The 15940-nt window shown below is 69.8% G+C and carries 20 protein-coding genes and 1 tRNA gene; 14 read left to right on the top strand and 7 right to left on the bottom strand.

What is annotated here, in order from left to right:
• Nucleotides 1-99: 99 nt before the first annotated feature.
• Nucleotides 100-1194: an acyl-ACP desaturase gene (locus IEY63_RS07180; protein ID WP_189068313.1), complete on the bottom strand. Its 1095-nt coding sequence runs from the start codon at nt 1192-1194 to the stop codon at nt 100-102.
• Between the two features lie 217 nt (nt 1195-1411).
• Between IEY63_RS07180 and IEY63_RS07175 the strand changes: the two genes are divergently transcribed.
• Nucleotides 1412-1867 carry a peroxiredoxin gene (locus IEY63_RS07175; RefSeq protein WP_189068312.1) on the top strand — a complete coding sequence of 152 codons (456 nt, stop codon included), beginning with the start codon at nt 1412-1414 and terminating at the stop codon, nt 1865-1867.
• Nucleotides 1867-2865: a ParA family protein gene (locus IEY63_RS07170; protein ID WP_189068311.1), complete on the top strand. Its 999-nt coding sequence runs from the start codon at nt 1867-1869 to the stop codon at nt 2863-2865. Before IEY63_RS07175 ends, IEY63_RS07170 begins: the two co-directional genes overlap by 1 nt.
• Nucleotides 2866-2883: 18 nt before the next feature.
• Here the strand turns inward: IEY63_RS07170 and bshB1 are convergent, their stop codons facing one another.
• Complete coding sequence (gene bshB1, locus IEY63_RS07165; RefSeq protein ID WP_189068310.1) at nt 2884-3612, bottom strand: bacillithiol biosynthesis deacetylase BshB1; 729 nt, start codon at nt 3610-3612, stop codon at nt 2884-2886.
• A gap of 108 nt (nt 3613-3720) precedes the next feature.
• Between bshB1 and IEY63_RS07160 the strand changes: the two genes are divergently transcribed.
• Nucleotides 3721-3795 (top strand) — tRNA-Thr (locus IEY63_RS07160).
• Between the two features lie 36 nt (nt 3796-3831).
• Here the strand turns inward: IEY63_RS07160 and IEY63_RS07155 are convergent.
• Nucleotides 3832-4281, bottom strand: a complete 450-nt coding sequence (locus tag IEY63_RS07155; protein ID WP_189068309.1) for a GNAT family N-acetyltransferase — start codon at nt 4279-4281, stop codon at nt 3832-3834.
• A 49-nt stretch (nt 4282-4330) separates the two neighbouring features.
• On the opposite strand from IEY63_RS07155, the gene IEY63_RS07150 reads away from it, so the two are divergent.
• The 8 genes from IEY63_RS07150 to IEY63_RS22165 are packed head-to-tail and all read left to right on the top strand — an operon-like array spanning nt 4331 to nt 9650.
• Nucleotides 4331-4891, top strand: a complete 561-nt coding sequence (locus IEY63_RS07150) for a hypothetical protein (RefSeq protein ID WP_189068308.1) — start codon at nt 4331-4333, stop codon at nt 4889-4891.
• Complete coding sequence (locus IEY63_RS07145; RefSeq protein WP_189068307.1) at nt 4888-5223, top strand: hypothetical protein; 336 nt, start codon at nt 4888-4890, stop codon at nt 5221-5223. Before IEY63_RS07150 ends, IEY63_RS07145 begins: the two co-directional genes overlap by 4 nt.
• 27 nt (nt 5224-5250) lie before the next feature.
• A complete protein-coding gene (locus IEY63_RS07140) occupies nt 5251-5844 on the top strand; it encodes a hypothetical protein (RefSeq protein WP_189068306.1) in 594 nt (197 codons plus the stop codon).
• Nucleotides 5841-6314 (top strand): riboflavin biosynthesis intermediates N-glycosidase, encoded by a 474-nt coding sequence (ybiA, locus tag IEY63_RS07135; protein ID WP_189068305.1) that lies wholly within the window; start codon nt 5841-5843, stop codon nt 6312-6314. Before IEY63_RS07140 ends, ybiA begins: the two co-directional genes overlap by 4 nt.
• Complete coding sequence (locus tag IEY63_RS07130; RefSeq protein WP_189068304.1) at nt 6311-6901, top strand: nicotinamide mononucleotide transporter family protein; 591 nt, start codon at nt 6311-6313, stop codon at nt 6899-6901. The genes ybiA and IEY63_RS07130 overlap by 4 nt, the downstream gene beginning before the upstream one ends.
• Nucleotide 6902: 1 nt before the next feature.
• Complete coding sequence (locus IEY63_RS07125) at nt 6903-7904, top strand: AAA family ATPase (protein ID WP_189068483.1); 1002 nt, start codon at nt 6903-6905, stop codon at nt 7902-7904.
• Nucleotides 7901-8692, top strand: a complete 792-nt coding sequence (locus tag IEY63_RS07120; protein WP_189068303.1) for a class I SAM-dependent methyltransferase — start codon at nt 7901-7903, stop codon at nt 8690-8692. The genes IEY63_RS07125 and IEY63_RS07120 overlap by 4 nt, the downstream gene beginning before the upstream one ends.
• A 40-nt stretch (nt 8693-8732) precedes the next feature.
• On the top strand, nt 8733-9650 hold the full coding sequence (locus tag IEY63_RS22165) for a TM2 domain-containing protein (RefSeq protein ID WP_229784545.1): 918 nt from the start codon (nt 8733-8735) through the stop codon (nt 9648-9650).
• A gap of 80 nt (nt 9651-9730) precedes the next feature.
• Here the strand turns inward: IEY63_RS22165 and IEY63_RS07110 are convergent, their stop codons facing one another.
• Nucleotides 9731-10990: an aminotransferase class I/II-fold pyridoxal phosphate-dependent enzyme gene (locus IEY63_RS07110; protein ID WP_189068302.1), complete on the bottom strand. Its 1260-nt coding sequence runs from the start codon at nt 10988-10990 to the stop codon at nt 9731-9733.
• A 124-nt stretch (nt 10991-11114) separates the two neighbouring features.
• On the opposite strand from IEY63_RS07110, the gene IEY63_RS07105 reads away from it, so the two are divergent.
• Nucleotides 11115-12332, top strand: a complete 1218-nt coding sequence (locus IEY63_RS07105; protein ID WP_189068301.1) for a hypothetical protein — start codon at nt 11115-11117, stop codon at nt 12330-12332.
• A 115-nt stretch (nt 12333-12447) separates the two neighbouring features.
• Nucleotides 12448-13134 carry a creatininase family protein gene (locus IEY63_RS07100; protein WP_229784544.1) on the top strand — a complete coding sequence of 229 codons (687 nt, stop codon included), beginning with the start codon at nt 12448-12450 and terminating at the stop codon, nt 13132-13134.
• 57 nt (nt 13135-13191) lie between these two features.
• Here the strand turns inward: IEY63_RS07100 and ribH are convergent, their stop codons facing one another.
• The gene (ribH, locus tag IEY63_RS07095; protein WP_189068299.1) at nt 13192-13656 is read right to left on the bottom strand and encodes a 6,7-dimethyl-8-ribityllumazine synthase; all 465 of its coding nucleotides are present in this window, start codon (nt 13654-13656) and stop codon (nt 13192-13194) included.
• Between the two features lie 30 nt (nt 13657-13686).
• Between ribH and IEY63_RS07090 the strand changes: the two genes are divergently transcribed.
• Nucleotides 13687-14037 (top strand): DUF3969 family protein, encoded by a 351-nt coding sequence (locus tag IEY63_RS07090; RefSeq protein ID WP_189068298.1) that lies wholly within the window; start codon nt 13687-13689, stop codon nt 14035-14037.
• On the opposite strand, the gene IEY63_RS07085 is transcribed toward IEY63_RS07090, so the two are convergent.
• Together IEY63_RS07085 and IEY63_RS07080 are read right to left on the bottom strand one after the other, a co-directional pair.
• Nucleotides 14034-15239, bottom strand: coding sequence for a bifunctional 3,4-dihydroxy-2-butanone-4-phosphate synthase/GTP cyclohydrolase II (locus IEY63_RS07085; RefSeq protein WP_189068297.1), 1206 nt, complete (start codon nt 15237-15239; stop codon nt 14034-14036). The two genes, IEY63_RS07090 and IEY63_RS07085, sit on opposite strands and share 4 nt — an antisense overlap.
• Nucleotides 15236-15883, bottom strand: coding sequence for a riboflavin synthase (locus IEY63_RS07080; protein WP_189068296.1), 648 nt, complete (start codon nt 15881-15883; stop codon nt 15236-15238). Before IEY63_RS07080 ends, IEY63_RS07085 begins: the two co-directional genes overlap by 4 nt.
• Between the last annotated feature and the right edge of the window lie 57 nt (nt 15884-15940).

The raw sequence follows: 15940 nt of genomic DNA, 5'->3' as shown, positions 1-15940 counted from the left end.
GCGGGGAAAGTCCATTCAGCATGCCACGCCCCCGCGCGCCGCGCGACAAAAAACCCGCCCCGGAGCAGGGGGCGGGCGTGGGGGCGCGGTCGCTGGCGCTCAGTCGTCAGCGGCGCTGGACCCCGTACGGGGCACTTCGGGGTTCTCGATGAACTCGGTCGGGTCGATCGCGTCGAAGCCGATCTCCTTCTCGTAGTCCTGGATCTTCACGTGCAGGCGGCGCACGTCGCCCTCCACGGCGCCGTAGTCGAAGGTGTCCCAGATGGCGGTCGTCTTGAAGTTCCCACCGTCGAAGTCCGGCACCTCGCGCGTCTTGCGGATGCCCTCTTCCAGCGCCTTGCGGCTCTCGATGCCGAGGTTGCGGAAGGCGACCTGCATCACGTCGCGCTGGAAGTCGCGCGGGCCGTAGATCCCGGCGCGGTACACCGTCTCGAAGAAGTGCTCCCAGTTCGGCACGAGCTGCGCGGCGGGCATGCTGAACTGAGTGATCACGTTCTTGATGGCGCTCAGGGTCTGCTCGGGGTAGTAGTACAGGTACATGCGCACGCCTTCCAGGAAGAAGTTGTAGTGCGCGGCCTCGTCCACCGCGATGGTCTGCGCCACGCGCGCCAGCACGGGGTCCGACACGCCCTTCAGGTGCGGCTTGTCGCTCTTGCCCTGCGCGATTTTCATCATGTTCAGGTAGTTCAGCTGCGTGGCGCGCTCCTGGAACACGGTGTACACGAGGTTGTGGATCGCGTCGGGGAACGGCAGTTCCCACGTCTGGGATTTCAGGCGGTCCTTGTACTCCTCGACCCACTCGGGGCTGCGCTGGCCGCTGAACAGCACGGCGTTCTCCCAGGCGTCAGCGTGTTTTTCCTCCTCGCTGCCCCAACGGAGCTGGAAGTGCGAGCGGCCGTGGCTGCGGCGCACGAGGTGCACGAGGTTGCTCGTGAAGTCCGGCGCGTACTGCTCGACGGCGAAGAAACCTTCGAGGACAGTGATCACCTCGGGCGGCAGGTTCTTGTTCAGGCTGCGCCAGTCGAAGCTGCGGTCCGGGTTCCAGTTGCGGGTCTCCTGGCTGCGGGCGGTGTACCAGCGGTACAGGCCCAGGAAACCGCGTTCAATCAGGCGGTCCTTCTCTCGGTTGCTGAGCAGCCCGGCGGGGGTTTGGGGGCGCTCCTGAAGCATGTTGGGGGGCATCACATCGGCCATGGGTTCCTCCTCGGATGGCGCGCCGTTCCCCTGCGGGAGCTGCGCGTGGCAGACGGCGGGGACGGTACTCACCCAGGGTACCCCCAGCCCCGGGCGGCGCAGGCAAACCGGGACGCAGTTCAACGTCAACGTTCCTCTCAGCTGACCCACAGGGACAGGCCAGAGCGGGCGGCATCCCTGCCCGCCGCCGGAGCGCAGGCCCGCTACACTGCCGGGCATGAGCCTCGTCGGACAGCCCGCGCCCGATTTCACCCTGCCCGCCTCCACGGGCGAGCAGATCACCCTGAGCAGCTACCGCGACCAGAAGCACGTGGTGCTGGTGTTCTACCCGCTGGACTTCAGCCCGGTGTGCTCCATGCAGCTGCCCGAGTACAGCGGCCGCCAGGATGACTTCGCGGACGCGGGCGCCGTGGTCCTGGGCGTGAACCGCGACAGCGTGCACGCCCACAAGGCCTGGGCCGCCGAGTACGGCATCGAGGTGCCCCTGCTGGCCGACATGACCCTGGCTGTGGCCCGCGCGTACGGCGTGGCCATCGACGAGCGCGGCATCAGCGGCCGCGCCGTGTTCCTGATCGACCGTTCAGGCGTCGTGCGCTACCAGCACGTCGAGGAGACGACCGGCGCGTACACCGTGCGCCCCGAAGCGGTCCTGGCCAAACTGCGCGAACTCTGATGGCCCCGCACGTCCTGAGTTTCATCAACCTCAAGGGTGGCGTCGCCAAGACCACGGCCACCGTCCAGCTGGCCGACACGCTGGCGTTCATGAAACAGAAGCGCGTGCTGGTCATCGACCTGGACCCGCAGACGAACGCCACCCTCGCCTTGATTGGCGAGGACCGCTGGGAGCAGGCCGACGACCAGGGGCAGACCCTCGCGCACCTGTTCCTTAACCTGCTGCGCGGCGACGGCACCTTCACCTTCGACGCCACGCAGGCCATCATCCGGGGCGTCAGCAACCTCAACCGCGTGCCGCCCGAGATGATCGACCAGCTGCCTGAAAGCACCCGCTACGGCCGCGTGGATCTCCTGCCCAGCTCCATCCGGTTGATTGACGTGCAGGACCGCATGCAGGACATCGCGGGCCGCTCGCACTACTCGGTCGGGCCCATGGAGGCCGTCAAGAAGTTCGTCGCGCCCGCCTTCAGCGCGTACGACTACGTCCTGATCGACTGCCCGCCCAACCTGGGCTTCGTCACGCAGAACGGCCTGGAAGTCAGCGACCACTACCTGATCCCCACCATCCCCGACCGCCTGAGCACCTACGGCATCCCGCAGATCGCGTCCCGCATCGCGCAGATCCGCCGCGCCCGCGACCTGCGCCTGCGCTGCCTGGGCGTCCTGATCACCAAGTACCAGAGTCAGAGTGCCCAGCACCGCCAGGGCCTCCAGCGCCTCCCGGACGACCTGAACCGCGCCTTCGAGACAACCGGCGAGGACACCCCGCCCATCCTCACCACCGTCCTGCCGCAGACGAACGCCAGCGCCGAAGCCATGACCAGCGACCGCGCCCCCGCCAACTACCGCGAGAAGTACGGCAGCGGCGTCGTCGCCGGACAGGCCGCCTACAAGTACGGCCTCGACCTCGCCGACGAGATTGAGGACCTCCTGGGCGGCCAGACCCGCGCCCCCAGTCCCTTCAGCCAGTGGGCGCAGACCATGGGCGGGCGCTGAACCCTGTAGGGCGACGAACTACAGCGTCAAGGGGTCCACCAGCAGTGCGTCCTCGGCCTCGAACGCCTCGGCGTAGCGGACGCGGGCCATGGTGCCCCAGTACGTCATGCGGGCGCGGCGGCGCTCCACGATCTCCGGCGTGACCGTCTCCGAGATGGCCGCGCCGGAGAACTGACTCTCGTGCGCCAGCACCGACTGCGCCCACACGTCCTGCAGGTCCGCCACGTCGATCAGCACGTTCGGGGTGATGTCCGCGTTCCCCTGGTACAGCAGCACGCGGGAGACGCGGTGCGGGTCGCCCGGCAGGTCCGCCTTGGCCAGCTGCGCCAGATGTACCGCCCGCTTGCTCAGGTGGTACGACCCGAAGTGATCCGGGTGCCGGTCGCGGTGATGCGGGACGACCAGCACCCGGGGCCGCACGGCGCGCAGGACCGCCGCCAGGGCGTGCGCGCCCTCCAGCGTGTCCCGCAGCTCCCCGTCCGGCAGGCCCAGCTGCCCCCGCCACGCCAAGCCCATGATCTCGGCCGCCCGCGCGCACTCCGCGACGCGTACCTGCGGCGAACCCTGCGTGCCCCGCTCGCCGCGCGACAGTTCCAGGATGCCCACCGCGCGACCCGCCCGCGCCAGGCGGATCAGGGTGCCGCCCGCGCCGATCTCCGCGTCATCCGGGTGCGGGGCCAGCACCAGCCACTCCAGCGGCTGCACCCGCCCATGAATCGTCTCGAACACCAGTCCCGCGTCACTCATGGCCCGCAGCATAGGCCCCCCACCCCACCCGGCCTGCGCGCCTTGACACCCCCCGCCCCCCTCCCTATACTTTTTGAGCTTCCCACCGGAAGCCAAAAATCGTAGCCCGCCAGTGTAGCTCAGGGGTAGAGCAACTGATTCGTAATCAGTAGGTCGTCGGTTCAAATCCGACCTCTGGCTCCAGGTGAACGCCTCCGCATCCAGCGGAGGTTTTTTCGTTTACACGTCGGCGATCATGTCCACACGGTGCAGGCCGGGGCCGTAGCCGTCGGGCGTGCGCTTCACTTCGCGGAAGCCCAGGCGGGCGTAGAACGGCGCGGTGTGCTGGCTGGTGTCCAGCGTGGCGTGCGGGATGCCCAGGGCGCGCAGGCGGTCCAGGCGGGCCAGGGCTAGGGTGCGTCCCAGCCCCTGCCTCTGCCGGTCCGGGTGCACCATGCCCCACGCGAACCCAGCGGGTCGGGCGGGGTCCGGGCTGAACCACAGGCCGCCGCAGGCAATGACCACCCCCTCTTCCTCGATGACAAGGTACTCGGCGGGGCCTTCCTCGCCGTCCAGCCAGCCTTCGAAGTCGCGGCGTTCTTCCGGCAGGAAGTAGCGGGGCGTGTTCGCATCGAACAGGTGCAGGCACGCGGCCCGGTCGCCGGGCTGGTAGGGGCGCAGGGTGGACATGCAGGTCAGTGTGGCACGCGGCACCGCAGTGGGGCCGTAGAGTGGGCGGATGCGGGAGGCTCTGGAGTTGGCGGTGCTGGGCGGGCTGGACGTGCCGGTGTCGGCGCGGCTGTCGCCCCTGCTGGCGGACGCGCTGGCGGGCCTGGAGGCGGACCGGGTGGACGCGGCGTACGTGCGTTCGGCGGCGTTCCGGGCGAACGTGATGCAGGCGAACCGCGCGGCGGAAATCGCGGAATCCGACGGGAAGCTGGCGCTGATCGCGCGGGCGCTGGCGGGCTGCGCGCGGCTGCACCCCTCCCCCACCCCGGACCGCTTCCAGGCCCTGCGGATCGTGGAGGGCCTGTCCGCGCGGGAGATGGACGCGCTGGGCGAGGTGTTCGACCTGCTTGACCGCATCGAACCATTCGCGGACGCGCTGCCCCTGCGCGGCGGCGTGCCGCTGGGCTGGTCGCGGCTGGAGTTCGAGGGGGCGCTGGGTGGACTGGCGGGCCTGGGCCTGCTGGCCCGCGAGGACCGGCTGGGCAGCCTGGACACCCCGGAGCGGGTGTGGGTCCTGACACCCCTGGCGCGCGGCGTGGCGGCGCTGTGTGGTCTGGTCGGGGGCGCGTGACGGGCGGCGACTGGCTGGACGTGCTGTTCCCGAAGAACGCGGAGCGGACGGTACCGTGGCCGCCGGTGGAGGACGTGGTGACACTGTGGCGGCCGACGGGGCTGCACGAGTTGCAACTGGTGGCCGCGTTCGACGTGCGCGCGGACGTGGCGACCCGCTACGCCATTCAGGTGGTGGGCGCGCAGGACCGGCATCAGGAGTTGTGGGTGCCGGCTGGGGAGTTGGAGGCCTTCAACGTGGCCATCGTGGGGCCGATTCGGGTGGTGGCGCACTTCGCCGGGCCGGACTTCGCGGAGCGCATTGACCCCGTCACGCATCTTCCGCTGGACTGAGCGGGGCGCAGGCGGCAGAGTGTCCGCATGACGGAACCGGGCGGGGATCTGAACGGGCGGGTGCATCTGGAGCGGCTGGTGGCGTACCGAGCGGACGGGTCGGTGTCGCCGGTGGTCGTGGCGGGTCGCCTGTCGCCGGACGGGGTGTTCGGGTGGGAGGGGCAGCCGGGCCCGCCGGTGGACGGGGCGGGCGTGCAGGAGGGCGTGGCGTTCGCCGGGGCGCTGGTGTCGGCGCTGGGGGGGCTGACCGAGTCGAGCGACACGGACTCGCCGTTCGTGCCGTTCGTTCTGCCGCGCGCGTTCACCCCGGAGGAATTGGCGCGCGTGGACTGGCTGGGGCTGCTGCCGCTGCCGACCGGGGAGGTCGAGGTGGAGGTCGAGCCGTCCGCCTTCCGGCTCGCGGAGCGCCTGACGAGGCGGGAGGCCGAGGGGAACGCGGCGGACTTCTACGCGCCGGGTGAGCCGGAGGCCATCCGCGCGGCGGCGGCGCTGTTCGCGTCGGGTGCGGACGGACAGCTCATGACGGTTACGGCGGGCCGCGTGGCGCTGCTGCTGATCGACGTGGTGCGCCTGCCGCGCGGCGCGTGGGCGGGCGTGGCGACCCTGAGGATCGACACGTGAGCCGCGCGGCGCCTGCGGGCAACGAGCGGCCGGAGATCCGGTTTTATGAGACGAACCGGCCCTTCGGGGAGTTCAGCAACTTCAGTCGGCATCCCCTGAAGCTGGACGGGGTGGTCTGGCCGACCAGCGAGCATTACTTTCAAGCGCAGAAGTTCGCGGGCACACCGCACGCCGAGGAGGTGCGGGCGCAGGCGACGCCGATGCTGGCGGCGCGCTTCGGGCGCCGGCGTGATCTGCCCCTGCGGGCCGACTGGGACGCTGTGAAGGATGATGTGATGCGCGCCGCACTCCGGGCGAAGTTCACGCAGCACCCGGCGTTGTGTCAGCTGCTGCTGGACACGGGAGACGCGGTGCTCGTGGAACACACCGGGAACGATTCGTACTGGGCGGACGGCGGGGACGGCTCGGGCCGCAACCGCCTGGGGGAACTGCTGATGGACCTGCGCGCGGCCCTGCGGGAGGACGGATGAACCTGTTCGGACTGAATGTGCCGCCGCTGCTGCTGGACCTGTCGGGTGGGGTGTGCGTGCTCGTCAGCCTGTACTTCCTGTGGTCGAAGCGGGCGGTGTACTGGCACTGGTCGAACCTGTCGCTGCTGCCGTACTTCCTGCTGTTCCTCAGCGGTGGGCATTGGATGCTGGCGGGGTTGCAGGTCACGTACCTGCTGTTCGGCATTCACGGGCTGTACCTGTGGCACCTGGAGGCCCGGCGGGCGCGGGGGGAAATCCGCTTCAACGAGCCGCTGTGGTACGGGGTGACGTGGGTGGCGAGCCTGCTGATCTTCGCGTACACGGTGGCGGTGACGGATTTCGGCGCGGTGTGGAACTGGGTGCAGTTCGCGGCGGTGACGCTGTCACTGGTGGCGAATTTCGGCACGACGCGCCGCTGGGCGTGGTCGTGGCCGGTGTGGATCGCGGTGAACGCGGTGCAGGCGGTGTTCTTCTGGCATACGGGGTACTGGGTGCTGTTCGCGTTGCAGTTCGTGCTGGCAGGCATGAGCGTGTACGGCTGGCGCGAGTGGCGGCGGGACGAGGCGCGGGAGGTGGCGTTTGCCTGACGTGACGGGTCGGCGTTACCGGCACGGGCTGGTGGTGGGGAAGTTCGCGCCGCTGCACCGGGGGCACCTGAGGGTGCTGGACGAGGCGCTGGCGCGCTGCGAGCGGGTGAGCGTGTGGGTGTACTCCCGCCCGGACTTTCCGGATATGCCCAGCCCGCTGCGCCGGGGCTGGGTTCGGTCGCTGTACCCGGCGCGGCTCTGCCCGGGGCTGGAGCTGCTGCCGGACGCGCCGAATCCACCGCTGAACGAAGAGCCGGACGCCACCCACCGCGCTTACGTGCGGGGCGTGCTGGACGGCTGGGGCGTGCGGCCCGACGCGGTCTTCACGTCCGAGGCGTACGGCGAGGCGTTCGCGGCGTCGCTGGGCGCGGCGCACGTGTGCGTGGACCAGGCGCGGGCAGCGGTGCCGGTCAGCGGCTCGGCCCTGCGCGCGGACGTGCACGGCCTGCGCGGCTTTCTGGAGCCGCTGGTGTACGCGCATTTCGTCCGGCGGGTGGTGATCCTGGGTGCGGAGAGCACCGGTAAGAGCACCCTGACCCGCGCGCTGGCAAAGGACTTCGGGACGGCCGGGGTGCGTGAGTACGGCCGGGACGTGTACGAGCGGGAGAACGGCGCGCTGACAGAAGCGCACTTCCTGGAGATCGCGCGGGGGCACCGGGCGCTGGAGGACGAGGCGATCACCTCGCCCGGCGTGCACCGCTGGGTGTTCAGTGATACGGACGCCGCGACGACCCTGATGTGGTCTCACCTCCTGACGGGCGGGGCGCTGCCGGAGTTGCGGGCGCTGGCCGACGAGTGCCGGTCGCGGTACGCGCACGCCTTCCTGTGCGACACGGACCTGCCGCACGAGCAGGACGGCTGGCGGGCGAATACGGAGGTGCGCGCGGTGCAGCAGGCGTTCATCCGGCAGGATCTGGAGGCGCGGGGCGTGCCGTTCACGCTGCTGCGCGGCTCGGTCCCGGAGCGGGTGGCGCAGGTGCGCGCCGTGCTGGAGGGCGCGTGACGGGAGACCGCGTGCGCGCGAACGAGGCGCTGTTCAACGCCGTCGCGGACCGGTATGACGCGGTGGGCTTCCTGGCGCAGGCGGCGCGGTTCGTGGCCGACGCGGCGGGTGTACAGCCGGGCGAGGCGGTGCTGGACGTGATGACCGGCACGGGCGCGGTGGCGGCAGAGGTCGTGGGCCGCGCGGGCCGGGTGGTGGGGGTGGACGTGTCGGCGGGCATGCTGACGCAGGCGCAGAGGCGGGTGCCGGGCGCGGCGTTCGTGCGGGGGGACGCGGCGTCGCTGCCCTTCCCGGACGGCACGTTTGACGTGGCGGTGTGCGCGGCGGGTGTGTTCTTCCTGCCGGACATGCCGGGCGGCGTACGCGAGTGGGCGCGGGTGGTGCGCCCCGGCGGGCGGGTGGTCGTGTCGTCGTTCGGGGCGGGCCTGCTGGGCCCACTGCCGGGGCTGTGGCGGGCGCGGCTGGCCTGGGCAGGCCTGAAGCCGGGCGCGCCGCCCCTGGGTCGCCTCCCCACCCCAGAGGCATTGGCGGACGTGCTGCGCGCGGCCGGTCTGACGGACGTGCAGGCCACGCTGAATCCACTGACGTACACTCTTCCGGACGTCGGGGCGCGCTGGGCCGACATCCGCGCGGGTCTGGAGGGGGTGCCGCTGGCGTCCCTGTCCCCGCAGGAGGTGGCGGCGCTGGAGGCCGCGCACCGCGCTGACCTTGCGCCTCTGTTCGCCGGGGGCGCGCTGTCCGTGCCGGTGCCCGTGATTGTCGCCACCGGTTGGGTCGCCTTCTTTTGACGGACGCAACGGCCCGCGTGGGAATCGCGTAATGTGGAGCATGACCAACCCGGACGACAAGCAACCCGCCGCCTCCAGCAACGCGCCGTCGTGGGTGGACGAGGTCCTCGGCGGTTCCAGCGCCAGCCCGGCGGCACCCAGCCCCAAGCCCGCAGGGGCGGACGACCTGCGCATCCCGGACCCTGCGGGCAGCGCGCCTCGCCCCGCGGCGCCCTCCTGGGTGGACGAGGTGGCTGGCTCAGGCGCGGCCACCCAGGCCGCCCAGCCTGCTGGCAGTGCCCCGGCCCCCTCATGGGTGGACGCCGCTGCGGGCACGTCCAGCCCCACAGGCAGCAGCCCCAACAGCACGCCGGTCAGCCCGGCGCCTGCGCCGTCCTGGGTGGATCAGGCCGCCGGGACGAGCAGCGCCGCGCACACCCCGCAACCTCAGCCGCAGCCGGCGCATCACGTGCCACCCGCCCCGGTCGCCCCGACGGTCGTGCCCCCGCCGCGCCCCCCGGCGGACGACGACTGGGTGGCGCGCGCCACGGGCGGTGCGAAGAACCCCAGCATCCCGCAGGGCCCCGCCCCCATGCCCCACGCGCCCAGTCAGAGCGGAAACTTCGACGATCTGGAACGGCAGGCGCGGCAGGCCATCAACCAGTTCACGCAGGGCGTCCAGAGTGGTGACGTGGCGCAGAAGAAACTCATCGCGGGCCTGCTCGGCATCTTCCTGGGCGGCCTGGGCGTGCACAAGTTCTACCTGGGCAACACGCAGCCCGGCGTGATCATGCTGGCCGCCACGATCGGCGGCTGGATCCTGGGCATCATCGGGTCGTTCATCATTGTGGGCGCGGTGTTCTTCCTCGTGCCGTTCCTGGTGGGCCTGCTGGGCTTCATCGAGGGCGTCATGTACCTGACCAAGAGCGACGCGGACTTCCAGCGCGAGTACATCGTGGGGAAAAAAGCCTGGCTGTAAGGGGTAAACCGTTGAAAGATGATGGTTGACAGAGGGGATGACCCTTCTATCAACCATCACCTTTCGACCATCAACGCCCCTTACAGGGCCTGTTCAATGTCCGCCTGGAGGTCGCGCAGGGCTTCCACGCCGACGCTCATGCGGATGGTGGTGGGCGTGACGCCGGCGGCGTGGCGGGCTGGTTCGGGCACGCGGCCGTGCGTGGTCGTCCAGGGGTGCACGACGAGCGTGCGGACGTCCCCGAGGTTCGGGGCGATCCGCAGCACGCGCACGCGCGACAGGAACGCGCTGGGGTCTGGCACCTCGAAGGTCAGGACGGCGCCCTGCCCGCCGCATAGGTATGTCTGCGCGAGGTGATGGTGCGGGTGGCTGCTCAGGCCGGGGTAGCTGACCTTCCCGACCTTTGGGTGCGCCTCAAGCCACTGTGCCAGGGCGAGGGCGGTGGCACTCTCGCGCTCCAGGCGCAGCGCGAGGGTCTCCAGGCCCTGCGCGATCAGGAACGCGCTGTGCGGCGCGAGGGTCATGCCCAGCTGGTGCGCGCCGAACCAACGCTGTCGCCAAGCGAGGGCCGCGTCGCCCCGCACCTTGAGGATGCTCTGCTCGCCGCCATCCGCGAAGATGGGATTGTGGGTCAGGTCATGCCCGGTCCCGACGGTCACGGCGCCGCCCAGGACGCTGCCGTGCCCGCCCGCCCACTTCGTGAGGGATTGGCTGACGATGTCCGCGCCATGCTCCAGCGGTCGGCACAGGAAGCCCACGCCGCCGCAGGTGTTGTCGATCGCCAGCAGCGCCCCGTGCTCGTGGGCGATATCCGCGAACGCGCGGATGTCCGCGATGTCCCCGGCGGGGTTGCTGATCATCTCCGCCCACACCAGCCGCGTGTTCGGCTGCATGGCGGCGCGGACGGCGTCCGGGGTGTTGTCGACCAGCGTGACCGTGATGCCCATCAGCGGCAGGATGTTGCTGAGCATCCCGGTCGTCCCGCCGAACAGGCTGCTGGCCGACACGACGTGATCCCCGGCGCGGCACACGCTGAGAATCGCGGTGAGGGTCGCCGCCTGCCCGCTGGCCACTGCCACCGTCGCTGCGCCGCCCTCCAGGGTCGTGATGCGGTCCTCCAGCGCGCGCACGGTGGGATTCTGCAACCGGGCGTAACTCAGGCCGGTGTTCTGCTGGAATTCCAGTTGCGCCTCCTCCAGCGTGTCGAACTGGAACGCGGCCGCAGCGTGGATCGGGAAGCCGATGGTCTGCCCCAGCCCCCGCGGAATGCTGCTCTGCACGGCAGTCGTTTCGTACGTCCACCCCTCGGGGTGCATGGTGTCGGCGGGCGTGTCGCTCATGCCCTCACGCTACGCCGCGCCGCCCGGGCACGCGCGGGCCATGTCCGACCTGCCTGGATACCCCGGCTGGGGGGGTGCGTCACCTGCGGACGACAGACGAATGAAGGTTCCTTAAGGTGACGGTGTGAAACGCACCACTGCCCTGCTGACCGTCACGACCCTGCTCCTCGCCGCGTGCAAACCCACGCCCACGCCCACCAACCCTGCCCAGACGGAACCCGCTGCCCCCGTCGTGGGTCAGAGCCTAGACGTGCAGGACGTGATGGGCACCGCCCAGAGCGCCGCCAAGCAGCTGGTCGCCATGACCGACCCGAACAGCCCGAACATGGACGCCGACCTCAAACCCCTGCTGGGGCTGCTTGGCATGGGCAGCGCGCCCGTCCGCCCGAACAGCCTGGACCTGAGCGGCGCCGCATCGTTCGGGAAGACCTTCGTGCAGGGCCTCGGCGGCCATGGGCGCGTGACCACGCAGGCCATGGCCGCCGTGCAGGAAGCCTTGGCCACCGGCACGCACACATATACCCGCAACGGCGGCTACCAGTACTCCGAGCTGCCCAGGGACGGCTACGTGCAGATCGACGAGCAATCCGGCGTGCGCATCGAGACCAGCTGGAAGGTCGGTGGCGCCCCGACCGTCTGGGTGAACAACGGGTACACGTACGACTCCAACACCGGGCAGGTGCTCCCCCTTCAGCAGGAAGTGCCGACCAACGCAACCGGCAGCGTCACCGTCTCCGGGAAGACCGTGGCAGGCCTGAAGTTCAGCATGACGCCCGGCGACTGCCTGAACACCGCCGGTCCCACCGCGCTGACCCTCAGCGGCTGGGCGGGCCGCGAGACGAACGCCCCCGCCAAACTGGACCTGACGTACGCCTGGACCGAGAAGGACGTGCTGCTCAGCGGCTCGGCGCTGTACGCGACCACCAGGGAGAAGGTGGCGGCCAGCATGAAACTGAACGTGACCGGCACCACCAGCGACCGCTGTGGCAACGCGTTCACGTTCACGCCCACCCGCGCCGACCTAACCGGCATGCTGGACATCCCCAGCCACAAGACCGAACTGAACGTGTACCTGCGCGACCTGAGCAACCTGGAATTCAGCGAGAAGGCCATGAGCGCCCCCAACGCCCTGGACAAGATTGGCGGGACCGTGAATGCCGCCCTGACCTTCAACGGCAAGGCCGTCGTGACTGCCTTCGGCCCGCTGGCCGACGGGAAAGACATGGACCTGCAGCCGGGCGATCAGGTGAAGTTCCGCTACGTGAAGAGCGGCAAACTGATCGAAACGGACTTCCGCACCGCCGAGAAGGACATGCAGGAACTCGCCAACCCGCGCCGCTGACCGCAGGCAGGGCAGGCCGGGGCCGGTGCTCCGGCCTGCTCCGTTCCGGGTTGCGCGGTGTGCGGCCACGCCAGCGTGAGCGGTACGGTAATGTGACCTCATGCACATTCAGGGTATGAACTGGGGCATGGTCGAGGACCTGCTGACCCGCGAGGACCGCTGCGTCCTCCCGCTGGGCTGCACCGAGCAGCACGCGACCCTCAGCCTCGCGACGGACACGCTGCTGGCCGAACGGGTCGCGCGTGAGGCCGCCGACGGCAGCGGCGTCCCGGTGTTCCCCGCCCTCCCCTACGGCATCACGCCCACGTTCGCGGCGTACCCGGGCACACTCAGCCTGCGCGTGGGCACGTACCTGAATCTGCTGGACGACCTGCTGAGCGGCCTGCACGAGCAGGGCTTCCGGCGCATCCTGATCGTGAACGGGCACGGCGGGAACACGCCGGGGCAGGGCTGGCTGGGCGAGTGGCTGGCCCGCCACCCGGACGCGCGCGTGCAGTGGCACAACTGGTGGAACGCCCCCCGCACCTGGGCCGCCGTGCAGCGCGTGGATCCCCTGGCCAGTCACGCCAGCTGGATGGAGAACTTCCCCTGGACCCGCCTGGACGGCGTCGCGGCCCCCGAGGAGCGTAAACCCATGGTGGACGTCGCCGCGCTGCGCCAGCTGCCCCCCGCGAAGGTGCGCGAGGTGCTGGGCGACGGGAATTACGGCGGCCTGCACCGCCGCCCGGACCGTGAGATGCAGCTCATCTGGCAGGAAGCCGTCGCCGAGACCCGCGCGCTGCTGGACAGCGGCTGGGCCTGACACGGCACGGGGCGCAGGTACGGAGTCTCCCCCACCCGCGCCCCGCACCGCCCCCGTTTACCCGATCTGCTTCAGCAGGTTCACGGTCTCGATCATCGCCAGCACCGCCTCCGCACCCTTGTTCCCGGCCTTGATCCCCGCGCGGTTCAGGGCCTGCTCGACCGTGTCCGTCGTCAGCACGCCGAACGCCACCGGCACCCCCGTATGCAGACTGGTGTTCAGGATGCCGTTCGCCGCGCCGCCCGCCACGAAATCGTAGTGGTCCGTGTCGCCCTTGATGACGGCCCCCAGGCACACCACCGCGTCATACTTCCCGCTCTCCGCCAGTTTGCGGGCAATCAGCGGCACCTCGTAACTGCCTGGCGCCAGGAAATGATCCAGGTTCTCCGTCTTCCCACCGTGCTGCACGAACGCCAGCTCTGCCCCATCCACCAGACGGTCCACGATCAGGTGATTCCAGCGGGTGCTGACAACAGCGAACTTCAGGTCGGTGGCGAGCAGGTTGGCTTCAATTCGGTTCATGGTGATTCTCCTTATGGGATATTGCGCGAGATGACAGAAGCTGCGGAGCTTCAACTGATCTTTCAATCTTCAGTCGATTTGGAGCGGTGGGTGTTGACTCATGGTGTTGGCCTTCTCTACGCCATTCGGCAGGGCGTCATGGCACCCATCGCAGCAGAGAGCGAGCTGTTTAAACCGGCCTACCTTCATCTTCTAGAGAAGAAGAGTTGCTCTCTTGAAGTTTGTGACTTCGTTCAGAGGGGATTCTTTCTCGATGACGTGCAACACCTCGTTGGCGAGGAAGCTCTGCAACACACGGTAGATGAGATGCTGGACATAGCTGTGCGTCTCCTGCGGGAACGGCCGAAAGACATCTGGGTTGGCAGGGTCTCGCCGGCTTAATCCCCGCTGCCGTCGGTGCCGATGTGGCCGAGTTTCGCGGCCTTAGTGTTGAGGTACGCGGTGTTGTGTTCGTTGTGCCCGACGTGGAGGGGCACGCGTTCGACGACGTCCAGGCCGAAGCCGCCTAAGCTGTGGAGTTTGCGGGGGTTGTTCGTCAGGACGCGCAGGTGCCGCGCGCCGAGCAGATGGAGCATCTGCGCGCCGATGCCGAAGTCGCGGGCGTCGGCGGGGAACCCCAGTTGCAGGTTCGCCTCGACGGTATCGGCGCCGCCGTCCTGGAGGTGGTAGGCGCGGATCTTGTTCAGCAGGCCGATGCCGCGCCCTTCCTGGCGGAGGTACACGAGGACGCCGCGGCCCTCAGCGGCGATGGCCTGCATGGCGGCGTCGCGTTGCGGGCCGCAGTCGCAGCGCAGGCTGTGGAAGCCGTCCCCGGTGAGGCATTCGCTGTGCACGCGCACGAGGAGGGGCTCGGGGGTGACGTCGCCCATGACGAGCGCGACGTGTTCCGCGCCGCTGAGGGTGTCCTTGAAGCCGACAAGGCGGAACTCGCCGTACTCGGTGGGCAGCCGGGCTTCCGCCACCAGCTGCATGAAGGGGTCATGTTCCATGCGGTACGAGATGAGCGCCTCGATGCTGCCGACCTTCAGGCCGTGCCGTTCGCCGAACGCGAGGAGGTCCGGGAGGCGGCTCATCTCGCCGGAATCATTCATGATCTCGCAGATCACACCGACCGGCGCGAAGCCCGAGAGCCGGGCGAGGTCGCAGCCGGCCTCGGTGTGTCCGGCGCGGCGCAGCACACCGCCGGGCCGCGCCACCAGCGGGAAGATGTGGCCGGGGCGGCGGAAATCGGCGGGCCTGGCCGCGTCGTCCATCAGGGCCGCGATGGTCGCGGCGCGATCGAAGGCGCTGATGCCGGTGGAGTTGCTGACGTGGTCCACGCTGACGGTGAAGGCCGTACCGTTCGGGTCGCTGCTCTGCCCCACCATCGGGGTCAGGTCCAGCGCCCGCGCCCGCTCGGGGGTGAGGGTCACGCAGATCAGGCCGCGTCCCTCGCGCGCCATGAAGTTCACCCACTCGGGCGTCGCCGTGGCGGCCGGCATGAGGAGGTCGCCCTCGTTCTCGCGGTTCTCGTCATCCACCAGGATCACGGGGCGCCCGGCGCGCAGTTCCGCCAGCAGGTCAGGGATAGAGGCCAGGGTCATACCGTCACCTCCTGTTCGGGCGTCCAGTCGCGCATCAGGATCAGTCGCTCGACGTACTTGGCCATCTGGTCGGCCTCCAGATTCATCTGCGTGCCCGCCGCCCAGGTGTGTAGGGTGGTGACCTCCAGCGTGTGCGGCACGAGCCACAGCGTGAATTCGTCCGGGCGCAGGTCCGCGCGACTGCCGGCCGGGCCGCCCGCGTCCACGACGGTCAGGCTCACGCCGTCCACGGTGACGCTGCCCTTCGGCACGAGGTAGCGCGCGAGGTGCGGCGCGGTGCGCACGGTTATGGTGTATGCGCCGGGCTGGGCGTCCACGCGCAGGACCGTGCCCACGCCGTCCACGTGCCCGCTCACCACGTGCCCGCCAAAACGCGCCTGGGCGGTCATGGCTCGCTCCAGGTTCACCTTCATGCCCTCGCGCCAGTGTGGGGCGGTCTTGGCGAGGGTTTCTCGGCTGAGGTCCACGGTGAAGCCCGCCGCGTCCCAGGTGGTCACGGTCAGGCAGGTGCCGTTGACGGCGATGCTCTCACCCAGTTCCACGTCCGCCCACATGCGCGCGGGCTGGATGGTGACGGTCAGGTTCCCCTCGTGCTCGGTGGTGCGGGCAATGACGCCCACCTGTTCGATGATTCCAGTAAACATGTAGTGACCTCGTATTGGGCGGAAGTGGTGGTCACACGCCCCCCCACCCCAACCCTC

The sequence above is a fragment of the Deinococcus radiotolerans genome (genome assembly GCF_014647435.1).
GTDB lineage: Bacteria > Deinococcota > Deinococci > Deinococcales > Deinococcaceae > Deinococcus > Deinococcus radiotolerans.
Note: the sequence above shows the minus strand (reverse complement) of the source record. Positions and strands in the feature narration are given on the sequence as shown.